The sequence below is a fragment of the Holdemanella porci genome, assembly GCF_019052655.1.
Classification (GTDB): Bacteria; Bacillota_I; Bacilli_A; order Erysipelotrichales; family Erysipelotrichaceae; genus Holdemanella; species Holdemanella hominis.
The window spans coordinates 1-336 of sequence record NZ_JAHQVB010000195.1 but is presented as its reverse complement, the minus strand read 5'-3'; the positions used below and the strand labels follow the sequence as shown (position 1 = coordinate 336).

At 36.6% G+C, this 336-nt stretch carries 1 protein-coding gene; it reads right to left on the bottom strand.

Features of this window, described 5'->3' with window-relative positions:
- Positions 1-236: hypothetical protein (locus KTQ83_RS12115; protein WP_217256979.1), on the bottom strand; the 236-nt coding region annotated here is incomplete at its 3' end.
- Positions 237-336: the final 100 nt, after the last annotated feature.

Genomic DNA, 336 nt, shown 5'->3' with positions numbered 1-336 from the left:
GAATTTATAAATTCAATTTCAAAAATAGATGATGTTGCATGTTTAGCGTCGTACCATTCTTGAACAGTATTTTCTACAAGCAATTGTCCTTCAGATTTTTCAGGATCTTCAGACCAAGTAAATGAACGTAAAGATGGATATTTTCTACGTTCTTTTTTATTCATTTGTGTTTGGCGGTTCGGAGTTTCACGAGATGAATAACCAGAACCGCCAAGTCCCTCTTGATGATTATTCACCTCATGAAGCTCTTCAAGAGCTTGCCTTTCTACAAGCGTTCTAATTATAGCACTGCCTGTAATAATTTGTCACTTACCACCCATTTGCAAAAGAGGAGCT